This window comes from Vibrio sp. E150_011, assembly GCF_053544015.1.
In genome coordinates, this window is the sequence record NZ_JBHFOL010000010.1 from 1 (window position 1) to 15,939 (window position 15,939).

The following is a 15,939-nucleotide window of genomic DNA, read 5'->3' on the forward strand; positions in this document are numbered from 1 at the left end:
TGGCGAAGTCAGTATCTTTGATACGGCTCTTCGAGGCATTCACGTTTTCGTTAATGTTATCAAGGTTGTTGATCGCATGGTCGAAACGGTTTTGGAATGCACCAAGTTCAGCACGGTGGCTGTCCACATATTTCAATGCTGAATCGATGATAGCCACTGACTCTTGTGCACCACCCACGCTTGTCACGTCAATAGTGTTCACCGTAACCGCTTGACCATCTTGCATGCCAAGCTCACCTGCCAGTGACCCACCAAATGACACGTCACCGTCTACTTTGTTGTTACCGGCAAACATTTGCAGCTGACCATCTTCGTTGACCGATGCTTTCACAAGGTCAGTTTGACCATTGATGTAAGTTGCCAGTTGCTCGATGTCATCACCCGATTTAGCCGTGATAGCGATATTTTGCTCTTCACCAAAGCTGTCTGTTAGCGTGATGTTCAAATCATTTGAACCGGCCGCTACGCTCCAGTCTTTGCCTTTCGCGTTTTCTGCTTGGTAGCTTGTGCCACCCATTCTTGAGTTATCAGAGCGCATGTCATTAAGGTTCAGCATCACCGCTTCACCGTTGTCTGCACCGATTTGGAATGATTGTGTACCGTAGGTACCGTTTAATAGACGGTTACCACCAAAAGACGTGGTTTCAGCAATACGGTTAAGCTCGTCATTCAACGCCGTCACTTCTTCTTGAATTGCGACACGCTCAGATTTTGAGTTTGAACCATTTGAAGATTGTAGCGACAAGTCACGCATACGTTGCAGGATGTTTGTCGTTTCATTCATCGCGCCTTCAGCGGTTTGAGCAATCGAGATACCATCGTTAGCATTACGCACGGCCACATCAAGACCACGGCTCTGTACGTTTAAGCGGTTAGAGATTTGCAGACCAGCCGCATCATCTTTTGCGCTGTTGATTTTAGAACCCGAAGCCAAACGCTCCATTGACGTCGCTTGCGCTTGACTTGCATTGTTTAGGTAACGCTGAGCGGTCATTGCCGATACGTTAGTATTTACGTTCACTGCCATGTTGTTTCTCCAATTGATTTTCCGGTGTAGCGGTTTCCGACGTCTCGGAAAACCAAGTAGTTCTCTCAAAGTTACTTTCTTTATCGTCTTACAAAGCAATTACTTGAGTTTTTTTTTAAGATAATTACGTTTTTTAATGGCTAACAACATGGAGTGTGATGAAGTAAGGAAAAGCAGAAGTTTTTACTAAAAAAGCCTAAAGTTCTTTAGCGTTAGGTCGAATGCCCGACCTATGATTGGAGTAATGTCATGGCGAGGCTGGGCGATTGCTTCGCCTGTGCCAATATCGTTGTACTGACCTGTTGCAGAATTTGTTGCTTAATCATCTGTGTCGTTTCTTTGGCATAATCAGTATCACGAATCCGCCCTTGTGATACCGATAAGTTTTCTTCCATATTAGCTAGGTTATTAATAGTATGCCCAAGGCGATTCTGATTCGCGCCCAATTCCGCACGGTGGCTATCAACAAATTTTATAGCCTTGTCTATTACCGATACGGACATTTGCGCCCCTCCGACAGAACCAATCGACAGATCGTCGACGGTCAATCGGCCGCGAGTCTCAACGTTGAGTTCTTCTGCCAACGCCCCCGAAAAAGTGGCTTCACTAGTGACACGATCTGAATCAGCAAACAGTTGTAGCTGACCATGCTCATTGACTGATGCGGATAACACTTGGGTTTGGCCGTTAATATACGTCGCTACCTGTTCAATATCATCGCCGGGTTTTGCCTCAATAGTTTGGGTGATGTCTCGTCCAATTGAATCTTGATAACTAAAGCTAAAAGTTTGCTGATTTGGATCAACACGCCACGTATCCGGCGCACCTTTGGCAGCTTGGTAGGCGACGCCCCCCATTTGTAGCTGATCAGTGCGCATACTTTTCAGTTCAATTTGCAGTGCTTCTCCTGCACCCGATCCAATTTGAAATGATGAACTGCCAAACTGACCGTTCAGTAGCTTTCTACCACCAAAAGAGGTCGTTTCCGCGATGCGGTTGAGTTCATCATTAAGTGCAGTAAACTCCTCTTGTAAGGCACGCCTGTCATCGGGTGAGTTAGCGCCGTTCGAGGATTGCAATGACAAATCACGCATGCGCTGCAAGAGCTGAGATGTCTCGTTCATCGCGCCTTCTGCAGTCTGCATAATAGAAATACCATCATTGGCATTGCGCTGTGCCACACCTAATCCAGAGATCTGTGCTTCTAATCGATTGGAAATCTGTAGGCCCGCGGCATCATCTTTAGCGCTGTTAATACGACTGCCTGATGCCAACCTTTCTAGGGATTGGTTTAAGGATTGAGTCGCTTTATGGAGCTGATTCTGCGCCATCATTGCACTCACATTGGTATTGACAGTAATCGACATAGCTATCCACAGATAAGGTGATTATTAAACCTATCGGCAAGCTTGAAAAAAACTTAAGAGAAAGAGTGACGCGGGAGGAGGGGGCAATGTAGGTTTCTTGCTGTCAATAATATTGCTTCACAAGAAACCCAGTATTAATAGGTGAGCTCGTTATTTAACGCTTAGCGTGGCAAGCATCGCCTGTGATGGTGCAAAGAAGTACGCCCCCGTCACCGCTTTGGTGAAACGCAACAGCTGATCCGTTTTACCATCAGTGACGCCGTACATGCTTTCTAACATAGCGTCGAAATTATGGACCGTGTTGCAGTATGCAATAAATAGCAACCCGTGTGCACCACTGACACTGCCGTATGGCAAGCTATGGCGAACAATTTTCAAACCAACGCCGTCTTCTTTAAGATCAACGCGACCAACGTGAGAAGCCACGGGAACATCGTCCAGCTCAATGGAGTCAAGCTTCGTTCGGCCTATCACTTTTTCTTGTGCAGACACGTTGAGACGATTCCAAGCGGGTACGTTGTGCTCAAAGCGTTGCACCATGACATAACTACCACCAGCAAGCTCACCATCGTTAATGATGGCAACCTCTGTACGTTTCTCATTTTTAGGGTTTTCCGTCCCATCAATAAAGTCCGTCATGTCTCTTGAATCCATAAAACGAAACCCTTGCGTCTCGTCGACAATGGTGACTGAATCTGCAATTTGAGACATCAGTTTACGTAGGACATAGAAATGCAAATCGTGACGCTTAGAATGACAGTGAATTAATACATCCACATCGCTAGATGGCGCATGAACTTCACCCTCCCCTAACTCAGGAAAAACTTTGAGTTCACTGGGCATCGCTTGTGTCAGTCCCGTCCAAAATTGATGGCTAAATGCCAACGACAATGTCAGTGCTGCATCGGGTTGCGATTGATTTAAGTCGTCCACTAGTTGAGGTAGCGATTGTAATGCGGTAAGCACCTGTTGCGGGTGTTGGTTCACTTTCAATTGTGTATACAGCGCGAAAGGTTCCGCCTCTGGAATAATGGCACTTTGTGGTAAAGACATGCGAGTTCCTCTATTTTTTCTCAGTGTATTTTCAACTAGTCAGCGGAGTTATGATTCTGATCAGTAACGGGACGGATATCAACGGGGATTGCCAAACAATCGACGACACTGCGGCTGTTGGCTAAATAAATGGCAAACCAGAGTAGTAACACCAACGTAATCGCATTGGCCCAGCTAAATCCCCAGTGTTGTAAATTAACAAGGTAAATGGTTTGTATCAACTGCCCAATAACGACAATGAGCGTGATTGGCTTACAGTAATTGACCATGCGATTAATTTTTTTTGTCTCTGGTTTTCTTAAACCAATTAACCACATAGATACAACAATGGGCAGCCCCATAGCCAACCCTAGATAGAGCATTTTTTGATCCGGGTAGACATACTCCAAAATCGTGACCCCGTCATTTCTGCTTGCGCCAGCGACAATAAATACCACCCATGCTCGAGTCAGAAAAAGCCATCCTAGCCATAACCAAACGGGGGCTTTCAAAAAGCCGTCTTTATCGTATCGTTCTAATGCATAACGCATATTTATTTCTCTGCTGGGTGCTTATCACAATATATTGAGCTGACTACAGGAGTATTCAAGATCCAGCACAACATTGTGATAAAATAAAGAAAACGTATTGGCGAGTAAGTTATGAAAAACCCACAACCCACCCCTTCGATAGAAACTCAACAAGAAGCAATGCGAATTGCAAAATCGACACAAAAGCCAGGGCAAACCAAAGAGCAAACCCGCATCGTCGCGCAAGGTATTGAAAAAGGGATTGCTCTCTACAAAAAGCAGCAAAAAGAAAAAAAACGACAAGCAGACAAAGCCCAAAAGAAACAAAGAAGAGAAAAACTCAAGCCGGTTCTGACAGAGCTTGACGCTAACAACGAACCCTCAGTTACGCACACTCAAACCTCTCCCACCAGCTCAATGCTGCCTTGGGGTTTACTTGCCATCAGTTGGATCGGTTTCTTGGCGTATGCTTTCTATCTATAGGCCACTATTGATAGTCGGTGCGGTTATTACAATGAGTGCTTTAGCGGGGTGTGTATCACCCACTCATCACCTATCCGCACAATCTGAAAGTGTGGTGTTACGTTTTGATCACGGGCTTGACATGGAGCACTGCGAATGGAAAGGCGAAGTAACCGGATCGGAGGGGCATTGGTACAGCTTTTTGTTTTTCACCAATAGCGCCATGGTCAGAGGGGCGATGAATGACATGAAAAGTAACGCCTCCATCATCGGCGCGAATACGGTGATGCTCCTTTCCCCGGTTGACTTTCAGACATCAGTAACCTTGTACGGTTCCGCTTATTACTGTCAAAAATAAAGCCAGAGTCTACACCCTGGCTGTATTTTTATTCACTCATACACAATTGATATTTCATTCGCATTCAATCGCCAATAAATGGTTACACGCCCAAAGTAGATTCAATATCCATTTTACGTTGTACAACCCATTGGCTATCAAACGGTCCCCAGTCAGATAACTGGTAATAACCATCGTTGTGTCTGCGCCCATCTTGAACAAACATCAGTTCAATACCGATACCGGGTAGCGCTTTAATAACATCTTGTATGGTGCGACGAGGCCAGCCCGTTCGTTCAATCAGTTTTGGCACATTCGGTCTGTCTAAGCTTTCAACGAGCAGAGCAAGATAGAGACGACGTGCAAATACAGGACTCAGTTCCATTGACACCTCCTATTTATGTGCATATCCAATATATTGAATTTCACCACAATCGTGTTGCGCTTGATCAAGTTCTCGATAATCCTTTCTGTTTCAATGATCTTCAATTTGTAACGAGTCTTTAGAACTTCGCTCCGATATGCGTTGATTTGTACTCGTATTCAGGTGGCGAACAAACGGAAGTCTTCAATGGCTATTGACAGGCTTTGTCTCTCAAGAGACTTCTTGGTAGGATGCTGGGAACCATAACATTAATCCCCTCAGAGGGATCCTCAGCGCTCAAAGGAAAACACTATGTCGATAACTATGTTTGGCATTCCAAATTGCGACACGATTAAGAAAGCCAAGAAATGGCTGGACGCCAACAACCTTGAATTCAGTTTTCATGACTATCGAAAACAAGGCGTGACACCAGAACTTATCAACGACTTCTGTGAGCAACTTGGTTGGGAGTTAGTCCTCAACAAGCGCGGTACCACCTACCGCCAGTTATCTGCAGAGCAAAAAGAACAGCTTAATGCAGACAATGTGGTTGCGCTTCTTGTTGAACAGCCAGCCATGATTAAACGCCCTATTCTTAGTATCGATGGGCAGTATCACATTGGTTTTAAAGCCGAACAATACCAACAGATTTTCAATCTTTAAATCGATTCAATTTTAAAATTAAGAGACAAGGATCCTCAAGGATGACAGACAGCCCCGTTTTGGCACTAGCAAAAGACTTAATTAGCCGCCAATCAGTAACACCAGAAGACGCAGATTGCCAAAAAGTAATGATTGAGAGACTCGAAGCACTCGGGTTTGAAATTGAAATCATGGTATTTGATGACACTACCAACTTTTGGGCTCGCCGTGGCAACAGTGCCCCATTGTTTGCTTTTGCTGGTCATACCGACGTAGTACCTGCAGGCCCTATTGAACAATGGCATACGCCCCCGTTCGAACCGACCATTATAGATGGACACCTGCATGGTCGTGGCGCAGCCGACATGAAAGGCTCACTGGCCTGCATGGTCGTGGCAGTGGAGCGATTTGTTAAAAATAATCCTAATCATGATGGTTCGATTGCCTTTCTCATTACATCAGATGAAGAGGGCCCATTTATCAATGGTACGACTCGCGTCGTTGATACCTTGATGGCACGTAATGAAATTATTGACATGTGTATCGTGGGTGAGCCATCCAGTACCGATCATGTCGGTGATGTGGTCAAGAATGGGCGTAGAGGCTCTATTACTGGCGATCTCTGCATCAAAGGTATCCAAGGGCACGTGGCCTATCCACAACTTGCACGTAACCCCATTCACCAGTCGCTAACAGCACTTGCTGAACTGGCGGCGACAAAGTGGGATGATGGTAATGACTACTTCCCTCCGACTAGCTTCCAGATCCCCAATCTCCATGCGGGAACTGGTGCGAGTAATGTGATACCAGGGGAGTTTAATGTGCAATTTAATTTCCGCTTTAGCACAGAACTTACCGATGACGATATCAAACGACGCGTCCACTCTACTCTTGACCTACATGGGCTAGACTACGATTTACAATGGACATTAAGCGGGCAGCCATTCCTTACCGATACCGGTAACTTGTTAACGGCGGTTGTCGATGCTGTTGCCACAGTCAATGAACAAAAACCACAACTGCTGACGACTGGTGGGACATCCGATGGACGATTCATTGCCAAAATGGGGGCACAAGTTGTTGAACTAGGTCCTGTTAACGCCACCATCCATAAGGTCAATGAGTGTGTCAATGTCGCGGATTTAGAAAAGCTAACGGATATGTATGAGCATACCCTCATCAACTTATTAGGTAAGTAGTTATGACAAACCTGTCGCTTGTGGGACAAGATGAAACGGTGTTAACTGAGTTACAAATTGGGCAACGCTTTTTTCAAGTCCACCCGAATGTCCAAGAAGACTTAAACGGATTAACACAAGCGGCATCAGACGCTGGCTTTGTTTTATACATTGCCAGTGGCTACCGAAGTTTCGAACGTCAACTGACTATTTGGAACAATAAAATGACGGGAAAGCAACCAATTCTGGACAGTCATGGCATTCCTCTCATTTCAGAACAATTAACAGAGAAAGAAAAGGTATATGCCATATTGAAATGGAGCGCACTCCCAGGCGCGAGTCGCCACCATTGGGGGACAGATTTCGACGTATATGCGGGTAACTCCCTTCCTGAAAATACCCCTTTAAAGCTAGAGCCATGGGAGTATATAGACGGCCATCAATCAGCATTCTATCAGTGGCTTAAAGCCCACCTTCCTGCATCAGGCTTCTTCTTACCTTATCAACAAGATTTAGTAAACGGGGTTGCCTTTGAGCCTTGGCATATCAGTCACCAAAAAGCTTCTCAAAGCATGCTCGCCGCATTAAGCCTTGAACAACTGCATCGCGCAATAGAGCAATCCGCGATTTTGGGACGAAATACCATACTCTCCGAGCTGAATAACATCTACAATCAATACATCCTTAACATCAGCAAGTGAGAACAAAATATGATTGAGTGGTTATTTAATCCTTGGGTCATCATTATTGTTGTACTCGCCGTGGTATTTGGCAACATTGCAGCCTTGAAATACACGGCCCATATGAAATTCGACCAACAACAAAACCCCGCTAAGAAACGAAAGTATGAGCTGGACAGGTTGAATGAACTGGACAAGAAAAAATATGACGAGACAAAGAAAAAGTAAAAAGGACCATAAAGGTCCTTTTTAATTATTTGTTGTTTTTACCTTGTTGTATCACCGTTGATATCAATGGCTCAAGTGATCGCAGAAGATTTTCATTGACCGGTTTACCATCTTTATCGGTAACATTGATTGAGGTACGGTTCCCTAAATCCCCGAACAGGAATGTGTATTCCCCAGGCTCCAAGTCAATCGGTTTCAGACCCACATCGTTCCAAAAATCATCATCAGGTGATGCATATTTAGCTTTTGCGGTACCTTGTGATTGATTTCTTGAATCAATGGTAAAGCCCATTCTTGGAAGCAATTCTGGCACTTCTTGCCACATCACGTTGTAAGGTGTACGGGCAATAATAACCGGTAAACCGCTTCTATCTGTCCCCATACTAATCGGGATCGACTTGACCAGTTGTTGCGCTTTTAGGGCGGCTTCTTCTCTTAAGTCGCGATCGTAGCGGGCCGTGACGAGATTGGTCATTAGCGTGTTATAGCGCTCCTCGTTCGTACGCGTCACCGGTTTAACCGTATTCGCCTCCCGCCAGTCAATGAGCTTCATTTTGAATCCAAAGCGACGATTGGCTTCAAAGCGTGTGATTTCGTAGCGGCTGCCTATTTCAACATCTTCATCCGCCGACACCCATGTCACCCAATCCGTTTCGATAAGGTCATTGGTTTCTTTGAGTGGTTTCACATCGATCTCAGTCAGCATTTTTTGAACCGTTGCCCAGACCTTATCCATCTCATCTTGCTTTAAGAGCCAAAGGGTCACTTCAGAGCCTTGACGTTCAACACGAGCTCCAGGGATCAGTTCCAATACTTGCTGTGGTGGACGAATATCAACCTCGCGTCCAACCCCACCTTTATAGTCACCTTTAGGGATTTCATAATTGGGATAAAACTGAGGGGTTGCGCCTTCGGCAAGCTGCCAGCTTTGAAGCGCTGGCGCATCTAGATAATTGAAATCATCTTTAGCTTCACGGCGAGTGTTAGGATCGCTTGAACAAGCGGCTAATACCATAACAGCTAACGAAGACACTGTTAGCTGACGAGAAAATTTCATTGAGACTCCCTTAAAAGAGGAACCTTACGCTCCTCTTATTTATTCTATTTTAGTAGATGCAAGCTTCCGACATTGCTTGGGCAACAATAGGTTTGGCTTGCTCTGACAACTCTGTTAACGGCAGACGCAGGTTGCCTTCTTCAATTAAACCCATTTTGTGAGCAGCCCATTTAACTGGGATAGGGCTCGATTCTACAAACAAGTTTTTATGCAGTGTCATTAGGCGCTGGTTAATTTGATGCGCTTCTTCAAACTGACCCGCTAAGGCGAGTTTCATCATTTTAGCCATGTCAGCCGCTGCAATGTTATTAGTGACAGAGATAACCCCTTTACCGCCTTGTTGGACAAAATCCAACCCTGACGAATCATCACCACTTAGTAAGATAAAATCTTCGCCACAAAGTTCACGATGAATTTGAATACGAGATAAATCACCTGTCGCATCCTTCAATGCAACAATGCCTGGGATCTTAGATAATCTTGCTACCGTTTCAGGCAAAAGATCGACGCCAGTACGCCCTGGGACGTTGTAGAGAATCTGTGGAATGTCACTTTCTTCAGCAATCGCTTTGTAATGCTGATATAGACCTTCTTGAGTCGGCTTATTGTAATACGGCGTAACACTCAAACAACCTGCAATACCCACGTTATTTAGCAAGCGGCTAAACGTGATGGCTTCATGTGTCGCGTTTGCTCCCGTACCCGCAATGATAGGGACTCGGCCCGCTGCGAATTCAACCGTCTTAGCGACAACCTTGACATGTTCTTCTACAGTTAATGTTGCAGACTCACCCGTAGTACCAACCGCAACGATACCGTCGGTACCTGCGTCAACGTGAAAGTCGACTAGCTTCTTTAAGCTAACAAAGTCCACTTCACCATCTGGAGTGAATGGGGTTATTAATGCAACAATACTTCCTGAAAACATGGCTATCTCCCTAAATTGATACTTCTTGCATGGTACTGTAATGATATTGATAAACACAAGAGATTAAAAACAGTTCCCACAAAGAAGTGAATGATTAATTTCAGATTTCAGATATGAGGCACGTGTAAGATGCGCTTTTGGTATAATTTGGTGTCAAACAATCGTCAAATATGTCACGCAAAATACGTCGATATTGAAAGATTTACGCCAATTCCATCACGGCTACTACAAGAGCTTTAATTTGAGTTGTGCTACCATATCAACAAACAGGGAATAGAAGTGACGTTATGAATCAATATTTAGTGATTACCGCCGTTGGTACCGATCGGCCAGGGATATGCAATGAACTTGTGCACCTTGTCACTCAATCAGGATGCAACATTGTTGATAGCCGTATCGCCATGTTCGGTAATGAATTCACCCTCATTATGCTGATTTCTGGTACGAGTAGTTATATTACACGTGTCGAGACAACACTACCGCTGCTTGGTCAAGAACACGACCTCATCACCATGATGAAACGCACGTCAAGACATGACCACCTGACCAATCAATACACTGTAGAGGTCTTTGTTGAATCGGAAGACCGTGTCGGCCTTACAGAGCAATTCACACAGTTTTTTGCAGACAAGGATATCGGCCTCGCTTCATTGAGTGCACAGACTATTGTCAAAGAACGTGCTGGCACCGACATTGATCAGTTCCAAATCGCACTCAGTGCCAATGTTGAAGAAAACTGCAATTTAATGCAATTACAAGAAGAATTTGAAGCGCTATGCCAAACCCTTTCAGTAAAAGGCTCACTCAACTTCATCAGCACAAATAAACAATAAAGCGCTCAGTCGATTGGTCTAAAATAATGCGTTGAGTAGCCACAAATTCGATGAATACGAAACGCATATATACACCTCTTACTCACCGCATCAATGCTCACAGCGTCTGTGCTCACACGGCTGCTTAATCAGCGATACGGTTGCGCTAATTGGTCATAAAAATAGAATTCACCGTATATAAAAAGTTCACCACTGACAAAAAGCTCATCACTAATAAATAGAAACCATCACTTCAAAGGAATCAACATGAATACGTTGACAGCTGGCTCACCAGCACCCAACTTCAGTTTACTCGATCAAGACGGAAAAACTGTTTCATTAGGCGATTTTAAGGGTAAGAAAATTCTCTTTTACTTCTACCCTAAGGCAATGACCCCTGGCTGTACCGTTCAAGCACAAGGTTTGCGTGACATCCAATCTCAACTCGCGGAACACAATGTCGTTGTGCTTGGCGCTAGCATCGACCCAGTAAAACGTTTAGGTAAATTTATTGAACGCGATAACCTAAACTTCACCCTATTATCCGATGAAGAGCATGTCGCTGCAGACCAGTTTGGCGTCTGGGGAGAAAAGAAGTTCATGGGTAAGGTCTACGACGGCTTGCATCGCATCAGTTTCTTGATTGATGAAAATGGTGTTATTGAGCATGTCTTCAACAAGTTCAAAACAAAGACCCATCATGACGTGGTTTTGGCGTACCTAGAAGAAAATGCTTAAGGCTCACTTTCGACGCTAAAATAGCATCGACCTTATTTAGAGCGGGTCACACCAACAAAATAAAGCCTCGCTATTGCGAGGCTTTTTTATACTCAATATCCAAGTAAGCATTGCTAGGTTAGCATTGCTAAGCGGCTTGATTAGGTTCTTCTTTACTTGGAAGCGCATTCCACACAGCTTTGACTAATGTTGCAAGTGGGATAGCGAAAAACACCCCCCAAAAGCCCCAGAGCCCACCAAAAACAAGCACTGCCACAATAATGGCGACAGGGTGTAAATTCACCGCTTCTGAAAACAACACCGGCACTAATACGTTGCCATCCAATGCCTGGATAATTCCGTAGGCAAGTAGCAACCAATAAAACGGTGGAGCAAGCCCCCACTGAAATAATCCCACCATCGCAACGGGCACCGTCACCGCGGCAGCTCCGATGTAAGGAATAAGCACAGAAAAACCAACCAATACCGCAAGCAAGACGGCGTAGCGCAAATCCAAGATCGCGAATGTAATGTAACTCACGGTACCAACAATGAGTATTTCCAGTACCTTGCCTCGAATATAATTTGAAATCTGTTGATTCATCTCGAGCCATACTTCATTCGCTAGGCGACGATTACGTGGCAAAACACCGCTCGCCATATCGACCATCTCTTCTTTGTCTTTCAGTAAGAAGAACACTAAAAGCGGCACGAGGATAAGATAAACAGCAAGTGCCGCCAGGCTGACTAATGATGCAAGCGACCCCTTCACAACATTTTCACCCAACAGTAATACCTTATTCTTAAGGTTAACCATTACGGACTCAACAAGGTGGATTTCAGCAAGGTCTGGATAACGCTTAGGGATATCGACGACGAAGTTTTGCATCCCCGCATACATATTAGGTATGTCGTTGATCAGGTTGCCAACTTGGTTCCAAATGGTAGGGACTAAACCAAAAATAGCCATCAACATCAGGCTAATAAACAACAAGATCACGCCAATCACTGACACCGATCGTGGGAGTCCCATCCGGCATAACTGGCTGACGGGCCACTCAAGCAAATAAGCGAGCACAATCGCAACCAGTAAGGGAGCGATCAAATAACCAAAGAAGTAGATAGTGATGAATCCAAACAACAATATCACGACAAGGCTAACCGCCTCTGGGTCAGAAAAGCGCCGTTTGTACCAATGACGAATCATATCTAGCATCTACTAATCTTCCTGTTTACTGATCGTAAGTGTGGTAACGCCTGCTGCCGTCTGGCAATGAACGTTTGCGTTTTGTACCTTAAGGTAATTAAGAATATCTCTCACTGAACTCTCATCGGTTAACTGGATGCATAATTGTTCACCGTTTACCAATGGCATATAAGAGCGTTTCACTCGTAAAAGAGACATTGGGCAACGCTCTTGTGTTAGATCTAAGCTTTTTATCGACATTCATTTACTAAGCGTTTCAATAAGGTGCGTCTATAGTAACACCTTAAGTCTAGCGTGCTATTGTACATTGCTTTTCATTTCTTTCCCAAACAGTATGTGTTACAAGCGATAGACGCCTAATACATTGCTGTCGCAGTCCAAAGTTACGTTGTTCGAACCACCTAAGTACTTTCTTATCCGTAGATCGTATGCAAAAATAAAACAAATATGGAATAAGGTAGGAAACCAAGCTTGATAACCATGGTCAAAACTACCAAATCACAGGAGTTACCTTAGTCAGTATGATAAAACGCGCTCGTTCTCTAATTTGCCTATGTGTCGCCACCGCGCTAAGCGTGCCGAACATTGCTATTGCCGAAGCTGATCTTCCTGAAATCGGGACGGCAGCAGGCGCAACTCTAACCATAGATCAAGAGATTATCTATGGTGATGCTTATATGCGAATGATTCGAGCAAGTTCGCCTGTCGTCAATGACCCGGTGATGAATGAGTATGTTAATTCTATCGGCCACCGACTGGTTTCGAGTGCCAATGATGTAAAGACACCGTTCACCTTCTTTATGATTCGCGATCGCAATATTAACGCTTTTGCTTTCTTTGGCGGTCATGTTGCCTTACATACCGGATTATTTCTTCACGCTCACAGTGAGAGTGAACTTGCCTCCGTTATGGCTCACGAAATTGCCCACGTCACCCAACGACACTTAGCACGTCGAATGGAAGACGAGGCACGACGCTCACCTGCAACCGTGGCAGCGCTCGTCGGGTCATTGCTGCTGGCCATTGCCGCGCCACAAGCTGGAATGGCGGCGTTGACAGCAACCACTGCGGGTTCAATGCAGGCATCGATTAACTACACACGAAGTAACGAAAAAGAAGCCGACCGATTTGGTATTGCCACCTTGGCCCGAGCCAAGTTTGATGTGAATGACATGCCTCGTTTCTTTGGCCGACTTGCCGATGATTATCGCTACGCAAGTAAACCGCCACCAATGCTGCTGACTCACCCATTACCAGAAGACCGTATCACGGACACTCGCGCACGCGCTCAAAACTATCCACCATTACGTGTACTGCCTTCAATTGACTACCACTTAGCAAGAGCAAGAGTCGTCGCTCGCTATGCCAATATCAAACAGAACTCGGCACTAGATTGGTTCCAGCGCACAGCTAAGAAAGCCGATCCCGCGATTAAAGATTCTTTTGAATACGGGAAGGCGTTGGTTTATTTGGACAATAATCAACTCGACAAGTCTGAAGCAATTTTAACCAAGCTTCTTCGCTCAAGACCCAATGATAATTTTTATCTTGATGCGACCTCTGATCTTTACATCGCCCAAGGGAAACCAGAAAAAGCGGTGCAATTAATGGAAAAAGCATTAAAAACTAAGCCAAATAACCCTGTGATTACCCTCAACTATGCCAACGCATTATTGGCAAGCCAGCAACTTGATAAAACGGTTCAGGTTCTACAGCGCTATACGCACGAACACCCGGATGATACTAATGGGTGGCACTTACTATCTGAGGCGAATATCAAGCTCAGTAACAGCGATGGTGACCTTGCCGCAAGAGCTGAGATCATGGCGCTCAATGCCCAATGGGATAAATCGATTCAGCTGTATTCACAAGCCAGCCAGCTCGCCACCTTAGGAAGTTTAAAACAAGCCCGCTATGACGCACGAATTGATCAACTGTTGGTTCAGCGTGATCGGTTCATGGCACTACAATAATAAGGAATTAATATGTCAGTCACTATCTACCATAACCCACGCTGCTCTAAAAGCCGCCAGACTCTCGCCCTATTGGAAGAACAAGGCATCGAAGTGGATGTGGTTAAATACTTGGATACGCCGCCTAGCAAAGAGACACTCAAAACATTGTTCACACAACTTGAAGTTGAAAGCGTGCGTGCGATGATGCGCACCAAAGAAGACATCTACAAAACACTAAATCTGGCAGATCCGGCATTGACTGACGACCACCTATTCCAAGCCATGTTCGACAATCCAAAGCTGATTGAGCGACCAATTGTCGTCAGTAATGGCAAAGCAAAACATGGTCGTCCGCCAGAACAAGTTCTCGAGATTTTGTAGTGACGTGCAAAATTTTAGTGCTGTATTACAGCCGTCACGGCAGTACTCAAAACCTGGCAAGATCAATCGCCCGTGGTATCGAGAGCGTTCAGGGTTGTGAGGCCGTATTAAGAACCGTCGCTGAATTAGACCCACTTGCAGCCGAGTCCTCTGACGCTTATGCAACATTAACGGACTTAAAAAACTGCGACGGACTTGCCATGGGCAGTCCGGTTTGGTTTGGTAATATGGCAGCGCCACTTAAGCACTTTTGGGATCAAACCACAGGATTGTGGATTAATGGATCACTGATCGATAAACCCGCTTGCGTATTTACCTCATCATCAAGCCTTCACGGGGGGCAAGAAACCGTACAACAGTCAATGATGTTACCGCTGCTTCACCATGGCATGATGGTGATGGGTATTCCTTATAGCGAACCAGCGCTGCATACGACTACGTCAGGGGGAACGCCTTATGGCGCATCGCACGTTGCCAACGACAGTAATCAATTAACCCCTGACGAGGCCGCTCTTGCCATGACACTTGGAAAGCGATTGGCAAAGACGGCACAACAACTCAAACAATCATAATGGATATGACTCGCTTGCAACCGAATACTCAGTACGCTCGATACTTTGCCCTACTTTCAAACCTAGCCCTACTAACCTGGGTTATCTTATGGCACAGCACACTCTCACCGCATCCACACATCAGCGCTCTAACCATTACCATCGCTTGGGCGATACCTCTTTTGTTGCCGTTACCCGGTATTTTAGCAGGCAAGCCGTATACGCACGCTTGGGCAAACTTTGTGCTCATGCTGTATTTTCTGCACGCTTTTACGCTGCTGTATACCGATGAGGGTGAGCGATGGCTAGCCGCCGTTGAACTCATACTGACCACATTGGCATTTATCGGCAATACACTCTATGCCCGACTAAAAGGCAAAGACATGGGGCTAAAGCTACCTCGCTTATCCAGTGTCGAGAAAAAAGAAAAGGAAAAATTCGAAGAAAAATAAGCCGTTAAATATAAATAACAGACATAAAAAAG

The 15,939-nt window shown here is 45.1% G+C and carries 21 protein-coding genes; 12 read left to right on the top strand and 9 right to left on the bottom strand.

All coding sequences use genetic code 11. From position 1 onward, the window contains the following. From ACE1OE_RS15300 to ACE1OE_RS15315, 4 genes are all read right to left on the bottom strand, one after another. The coding region (locus tag ACE1OE_RS15300; protein WP_449211571.1) for a flagellin at positions 1–1,027 on the bottom strand (1,027 nt) is incomplete at its 3' end. 230 nt (positions 1,028–1,257) lie between these two features. Then, entirely contained in the window at positions 1,258–2,394 is a 1,137-nt protein-coding gene (locus ACE1OE_RS15305; protein ID WP_449211572.1) for a flagellin, read from the bottom strand. 150 nt (positions 2,395–2,544) lie between these two features. Beyond that, positions 2,545–3,447 (bottom strand): Dyp-type peroxidase, encoded by a 903-nt coding sequence (locus tag ACE1OE_RS15310; RefSeq protein ID WP_449211573.1) that lies wholly within the window; start codon positions 3,445–3,447, stop codon positions 2,545–2,547. Between the two features lie 35 nt (positions 3,448–3,482). Further along, positions 3,483–3,977, bottom strand: a complete 495-nt coding sequence (locus ACE1OE_RS15315) for a DUF2919 domain-containing protein (protein ID WP_449211574.1) — start codon at positions 3,975–3,977, stop codon at positions 3,483–3,485. 111 nt (positions 3,978–4,088) lie between these two features. Here ACE1OE_RS15315 and ACE1OE_RS15320 point away from each other — a divergent pair, with 111 nt between their 5' ends. Next, a complete protein-coding gene (locus ACE1OE_RS15320) occupies positions 4,089–4,439 on the top strand; it encodes a DUF2956 domain-containing protein (protein WP_449211575.1) in 351 nt (116 codons plus the stop codon). 31 nt (positions 4,440–4,470) lie between these two features. Next, the gene (locus ACE1OE_RS15325; RefSeq protein WP_449211576.1) at positions 4,471–4,776 is read left to right on the top strand and encodes a DUF4156 domain-containing protein; all 306 of its coding nucleotides are present in this window, start codon (positions 4,471–4,473) and stop codon (positions 4,774–4,776) included. An 82-nt stretch (positions 4,777–4,858) separates the two neighbouring features. Here ACE1OE_RS15325 and ACE1OE_RS15330 read toward each other — a convergent pair whose 3' ends face one another. Further along, complete coding sequence (locus ACE1OE_RS15330; RefSeq protein WP_372062031.1) at positions 4,859–5,140, bottom strand: winged helix-turn-helix domain-containing protein; 282 nt, start codon at positions 5,138–5,140, stop codon at positions 4,859–4,861. 291 nt (positions 5,141–5,431) lie between these two features. Here ACE1OE_RS15330 and ACE1OE_RS15335 point away from each other — a divergent pair, with 291 nt between their 5' ends. From ACE1OE_RS15335 to ACE1OE_RS15350, 4 genes are read left to right on the top strand one after another with little or no spacing between them, the layout of a single operon-like run. Continuing rightward, complete coding sequence (locus ACE1OE_RS15335) at positions 5,432–5,782, top strand: ArsC family reductase (RefSeq protein WP_102471239.1); 351 nt, start codon at positions 5,432–5,434, stop codon at positions 5,780–5,782. Between the two features lie 41 nt (positions 5,783–5,823). Next, positions 5,824–6,960 (top strand): succinyl-diaminopimelate desuccinylase, encoded by a 1,137-nt coding sequence (gene dapE, locus ACE1OE_RS15340; RefSeq protein ID WP_102471238.1) that lies wholly within the window; start codon positions 5,824–5,826, stop codon positions 6,958–6,960. 2 nt (positions 6,961–6,962) lie between these two features. Beyond that, the gene (locus ACE1OE_RS15345) at positions 6,963–7,640 is read left to right on the top strand and encodes a M15 family metallopeptidase (protein ID WP_102471237.1); all 678 of its coding nucleotides are present in this window, start codon (positions 6,963–6,965) and stop codon (positions 7,638–7,640) included. A 9-nt stretch (positions 7,641–7,649) separates the two neighbouring features. Next, positions 7,650–7,847 (top strand): DUF2897 family protein, encoded by a 198-nt coding sequence (locus ACE1OE_RS15350; protein WP_102471236.1) that lies wholly within the window; start codon positions 7,650–7,652, stop codon positions 7,845–7,847. Between the two features lie 25 nt (positions 7,848–7,872). Here the strand turns inward: ACE1OE_RS15350 and bamC are convergent, their stop codons facing one another. Both bamC and dapA read right to left on the bottom strand, forming a co-directional pair. Then, the gene (gene bamC / locus ACE1OE_RS15355) at positions 7,873–8,904 is read right to left on the bottom strand and encodes an outer membrane protein assembly factor BamC (protein ID WP_449211577.1); all 1,032 of its coding nucleotides are present in this window, start codon (positions 8,902–8,904) and stop codon (positions 7,873–7,875) included. A gap of 49 nt (positions 8,905–8,953) precedes the next feature. Further along, positions 8,954–9,832, bottom strand: a complete 879-nt coding sequence (gene dapA / locus ACE1OE_RS15360; protein ID WP_102471234.1) for a 4-hydroxy-tetrahydrodipicolinate synthase — start codon at positions 9,830–9,832, stop codon at positions 8,954–8,956. A 287-nt stretch (positions 9,833–10,119) separates the two neighbouring features. On the opposite strand from dapA, the gene ACE1OE_RS15365 reads away from it, so the two are divergent. Both ACE1OE_RS15365 and bcp read left to right on the top strand, forming a co-directional pair. Beyond that, positions 10,120–10,665: a glycine cleavage system protein R gene (locus ACE1OE_RS15365; protein ID WP_102471233.1), complete on the top strand. Its 546-nt coding sequence runs from the start codon at positions 10,120–10,122 to the stop codon at positions 10,663–10,665. Between the two features lie 246 nt (positions 10,666–10,911). Then, the gene (gene bcp, locus ACE1OE_RS15370; RefSeq protein WP_102471232.1) at positions 10,912–11,382 is read left to right on the top strand and encodes a thioredoxin-dependent thiol peroxidase; all 471 of its coding nucleotides are present in this window, start codon (positions 10,912–10,914) and stop codon (positions 11,380–11,382) included. 127 nt (positions 11,383–11,509) lie between these two features. Here bcp and ACE1OE_RS15375 read toward each other — a convergent pair whose 3' ends face one another. Further along, on the bottom strand, positions 11,510–12,577 hold the full coding sequence (locus tag ACE1OE_RS15375; RefSeq protein ID WP_102469686.1) for an AI-2E family transporter: 1,068 nt from the start codon (positions 12,575–12,577) through the stop codon (positions 11,510–11,512). 3 nt (positions 12,578–12,580) lie between these two features. Beyond that, complete coding sequence (locus ACE1OE_RS15380) at positions 12,581–12,808, bottom strand: sulfurtransferase TusA family protein (RefSeq protein WP_102469685.1); 228 nt, start codon at positions 12,806–12,808, stop codon at positions 12,581–12,583. Between the two features lie 281 nt (positions 12,809–13,089). Here ACE1OE_RS15380 and bepA point away from each other — a divergent pair, with 281 nt between their 5' ends. The 4 genes from bepA to ACE1OE_RS15400 are packed head-to-tail and all read left to right on the top strand — an operon-like array spanning position 13,090 to position 15,907. Beyond that, the gene (gene bepA / locus ACE1OE_RS15385; RefSeq protein ID WP_102469684.1) at positions 13,090–14,541 is read left to right on the top strand and encodes a beta-barrel assembly-enhancing protease; all 1,452 of its coding nucleotides are present in this window, start codon (positions 13,090–13,092) and stop codon (positions 14,539–14,541) included. A 12-nt stretch (positions 14,542–14,553) separates the two neighbouring features. After that, on the top strand, positions 14,554–14,904 hold the full coding sequence (gene arsC, locus ACE1OE_RS15390) for an arsenate reductase (glutaredoxin) (RefSeq protein WP_102469683.1): 351 nt from the start codon (positions 14,554–14,556) through the stop codon (positions 14,902–14,904). Then, on the top strand, positions 14,904–15,476 hold the full coding sequence (wrbA, locus tag ACE1OE_RS15395) for an NAD(P)H:quinone oxidoreductase (protein WP_102469682.1): 573 nt from the start codon (positions 14,904–14,906) through the stop codon (positions 15,474–15,476). The genes arsC and wrbA overlap by 1 nt, the downstream gene beginning before the upstream one ends. A gap of 5 nt (positions 15,477–15,481) precedes the next feature. Further along, the gene (locus ACE1OE_RS15400) at positions 15,482–15,907 is read left to right on the top strand and encodes a DUF2069 domain-containing protein (protein ID WP_449211625.1); all 426 of its coding nucleotides are present in this window, start codon (positions 15,482–15,484) and stop codon (positions 15,905–15,907) included. Positions 15,908–15,939 lie beyond the last annotated feature (32 nt).

Coding starts and splice junctions, on each gene's coding strand:
- ACE1OE_RS15350 (WP_102471236.1), top strand. CDS start 7,650: ATGATTGAGTGGTTATTTAATCCTTGGGTCATCATTATTGTTGTACTC.
- ACE1OE_RS15375 (WP_102469686.1), bottom strand. CDS start 12,577: ATGCTAGATATGATTCGTCATTGGTACAAACGGCGCTTTTCTGACCCA.
- arsC (WP_102469683.1), top strand. CDS start 14,554: ATGTCAGTCACTATCTACCATAACCCACGCTGCTCTAAAAGCCGCCAG.
- ACE1OE_RS15380 (WP_102469685.1), bottom strand. CDS start 12,808: ATGTCGATAAAAAGCTTAGATCTAACACAAGAGCGTTGCCCAATGTCT.
- bepA (WP_102469684.1), top strand. CDS start 13,090: ATGATAAAACGCGCTCGTTCTCTAATTTGCCTATGTGTCGCCACCGCG.
- bcp (WP_102471232.1), top strand. CDS start 10,912: ATGAATACGTTGACAGCTGGCTCACCAGCACCCAACTTCAGTTTACTC.
- ACE1OE_RS15330 (WP_372062031.1), bottom strand. CDS start 5,140: ATGGAACTGAGTCCTGTATTTGCACGTCGTCTCTATCTTGCTCTGCTC.
- ACE1OE_RS15305 (WP_449211572.1), bottom strand. CDS start 2,394: ATGTCGATTACTGTCAATACCAATGTGAGTGCAATGATGGCGCAGAAT.
- ACE1OE_RS15335 (WP_102471239.1), top strand. CDS start 5,432: ATGTCGATAACTATGTTTGGCATTCCAAATTGCGACACGATTAAGAAA.
- ACE1OE_RS15365 (WP_102471233.1), top strand. CDS start 10,120: ATGAATCAATATTTAGTGATTACCGCCGTTGGTACCGATCGGCCAGGG.
- ACE1OE_RS15325 (WP_449211576.1), top strand. CDS start 4,471: ATGAGTGCTTTAGCGGGGTGTGTATCACCCACTCATCACCTATCCGCA.
- dapE (WP_102471238.1), top strand. CDS start 5,824: ATGACAGACAGCCCCGTTTTGGCACTAGCAAAAGACTTAATTAGCCGC.
- ACE1OE_RS15345 (WP_102471237.1), top strand. CDS start 6,963: ATGACAAACCTGTCGCTTGTGGGACAAGATGAAACGGTGTTAACTGAG.
- ACE1OE_RS15320 (WP_449211575.1), top strand. CDS start 4,089: ATGAAAAACCCACAACCCACCCCTTCGATAGAAACTCAACAAGAAGCA.
- ACE1OE_RS15315 (WP_449211574.1), bottom strand. CDS start 3,977: ATGCGTTATGCATTAGAACGATACGATAAAGACGGCTTTTTGAAAGCC.
- ACE1OE_RS15310 (WP_449211573.1), bottom strand. CDS start 3,447: ATGTCTTTACCACAAAGTGCCATTATTCCAGAGGCGGAACCTTTCGCG.
- bamC (WP_449211577.1), bottom strand. CDS start 8,904: ATGAAATTTTCTCGTCAGCTAACAGTGTCTTCGTTAGCTGTTATGGTA.
- ACE1OE_RS15400 (WP_449211625.1), top strand. CDS start 15,482: ATGACTCGCTTGCAACCGAATACTCAGTACGCTCGATACTTTGCCCTA.
- dapA (WP_102471234.1), bottom strand. CDS start 9,832: ATGTTTTCAGGAAGTATTGTTGCATTAATAACCCCATTCACTCCAGAT.